Here is a 2,617-nt window from a genome sequence, read left to right on the forward strand (position 1 = left end):
TGGCAGATAGGGCTAGTGGGTACGCCTAGTCCGGCGATCCGGTACTTCGATTCCGGCGACTCGGTACTCCTTAGGGCGGGCGGGGTGGTCTGCTCGGGGTGAGGCGGCGCGACTGCGCCGCTTCTTCCTATTTGAGGAGGCTGATGTGGCCGAGTACAAGGCCATCATGACGTTGGCGCTGGCCGGGCATAGCTACAGCGAGATCGTCGCCGCCGTCGGGTGTTCGCGTCGGGAGATCGCGGCGGTGAAGAAGACGATCACCGCGTACGGCATCACCGCCGGCCAAGCGTCGTCGATGAACCCGGCCGAGATCGCCGGGATGTTCCCCGACGGGCGCAAACGCGTCTCGGAGGACTACACCAAGCCCGATTTTGATCGGGTGCTGGCGTCGATGAAGTTCAACCGGCACTTCACCATCCAGCAGGCCTGGGGCAAATATCTCGCGGACCCCGTCGGGGCCGGGAAGAAGTACGGGTACTCCCAGTACTGCGCCCTGTTCGCCGACCACGCCCGCATCAAGGACGTCGTGGCCACGCTGCATCACGAACCCGGCAGGACGATGCTGGTCGACTGGGCCGGCGACACCCTCGAGGTCCTCGACGCGGTCACCGGTGAGGTCACCAAGCTGTACTTGTTCGTGGCGGTGCTGCCGTACTCCGGTGCGGTGTTCTGTCGCGGTTTTACGGATATGAAGTCCCCGTCGTGGATCGACGCTCACGTCGCAGCGTTCGACTTCTTCGGCGGGACGCCGCAGATGGTGGTGCCCGACAACCCGACCACCGCCACCCACCGGCAGGCCAAGGGCGAGGCGGCCAGGGCTGTCAACGTCCGCTACCAGCAACTGGCCGACCACTACGGCACCGCGATCGTGCCGGCGCGGGTCCGCAAACCCCGCGACAAAGCGGCCGTGGAGTCAGCAGTGGAAGTGGTCAACAAGCGCGTGATCGGCTACCTCGCCGAGGAGGTGTGGACCACCGTCGAGGCCCTGAACGCGGCGATTGATGACCGCGTCGCCGAGATCAACACCCAGATTCGCCGGGCTGACGGTACGACACGGTGGGAGCGATTCGAGTCCGATGAGGCGCCGCTGCTGGCGGTGCTGCCAGACGACGGGTTCGCCACGGTGGAGTGGAAGCAGCTCAAGGTCGGACGGAACTATCACGTCTCCTGCGATTCGCAGTACTACTCGGTGCCGTACACCTTCGCCGGTCAACTGCTGCGAGTCCGGTTGACCGCGCAGTCGGTGACGCTCTTCGACGGTGACCAGGTCGTCTGCGAGCACCCACGGCGCCACGGCCGCAAAGGCCAGTACTCGACCGTGCTCGCTCACGCCCCGAAGGAGCACCAGGGTATCGACGGTCTGTGGTCCCGGCAGTGGTTCACCGACCGTGCCCGCGGGTTCGGCCCCGCCACTGAGCAGGTGATCGCCCAGATCCTTGATCGTCACGTGATCGAGGCGCAGGGCTATCTGGACTGCCAGAACATCCTCGAAACTCTCGGCAAGCGCAGTCGCCAGCGGCTCGAGGCAGCCTGCCAGGTACTGCTCAACCAGAACAGTGCCGGTAGCTACAGCGTGCTCAAACGCGTCATGGCGAGCATCGACTCCGACCACAAGGCGCCCCGGCCCGTGGTCCCGGCGGCGGCCACACGAAAACCGCCGCCACCGGCCGGGGCCCGAGACGACGGCGCGATTCAAGTCCGCTCGGCCGATCACTATGCGCGCGGCCGCAGCGGGGAGGGCGTGTGATGTTCACCGAGATCGATCACCAGAAGTTCCGCAACCTACGCATCACGCACGTGGCGACCCGGTTCGAGGAGCTCATCAGCGATGAGGCCAATGACGAGCTCACCCCGGAGCAGATCTTCCTCACCGCCGTCGACGACGCCCTAGACCAGCGCCAAGCCCACCGGATCGACAAGCTGATCCGCGCCGCGAAGTTCCCGATCCCGCAGGCCTCGATCGCGGAGATCAACTACCAGGAAGGACGCGGGATCACCCCGGTGCGGATGAAACGCTACGCCGGGCACCACTGGCGCCAAGACCCCACCAACCTGCTGGTCCTCTCACCGACCGGCGGCGGGAAAACCTACCTGGCCTGCGCGATCGGCATCGCCGCCTGCCAGAACGGGCACACCGTCACCTACGCCCGCATGGACGAACTCGCCCGGCGGCTGGTCATCGCCCGCGGCGACGGCATCCGCCACCAAAAAATGCTCAACGACCTGTCGGACGTGGAACTGCTGATCATCGACGACTTCCTCACCGTGGGCATCGACCCCGAGGCCGCGAACGACCTGTTCGCCGTGCTGGCCAACCGGGAGCACCGGCTGCCGACGATGATCGCCTCACAATCCCGACCGGCGTACTGGCTCGAGGCCCTACCTGACCGGGTGGCCGCGGACTCCATCGTCAACCGGCTGGCCAACAACGCCCGCGAGATCAACCTCGGCGAAGTCGACATGCGACGCCAACGCGACGACCAAGCCCGGGCGACCACCGGCTACTGGGAGTAACCCCCGACGGTGCCGGCCCGCCTCACGCGCGGGCCGGTTCCGGGTCGCCGGAACAGCGGTACCAACTCGCCGGACCCGCGGTACCGACAAGCCCTATCTGCCA

At 66.5% G+C, this 2,617-nt stretch carries 2 protein-coding genes; both read left to right on the plus strand.

The annotated features are described in order from the left end of the window. Nucleotides 1-145 precede the first annotated feature (145 nt). Entirely contained in the window at nucleotides 146-1,747 is a 1,602-nt protein-coding gene (istA, locus tag GM1_RS21155; protein ID WP_006898358.1) for an IS21 family transposase, read from the plus strand. Continuing rightward, nucleotides 1,747-2,514: an ATP-binding protein gene (locus GM1_RS21160; protein WP_006898359.1), complete on the plus strand. Its 768-nt coding sequence runs from the start codon at nucleotides 1,747-1,749 to the stop codon at nucleotides 2,512-2,514. The genes istA and GM1_RS21160 overlap by 1 nt, the downstream gene beginning before the upstream one ends. Nucleotides 2,515-2,617 lie beyond the last annotated feature (103 nt).

Origin of the sequence: Gordonia malaquae NBRC 108250 (assembly GCF_000344135.1) — a bacterium.
GTDB lineage: Bacteria > Actinomycetota > Actinomycetes > Mycobacteriales > Mycobacteriaceae > Gordonia > Gordonia malaquae.

Coding starts and splice junctions, on each gene's coding strand:
- GM1_RS21160 (WP_006898359.1), top strand. CDS start 1,747: ATGTTCACCGAGATCGATCACCAGAAGTTCCGCAACCTACGCATCACG.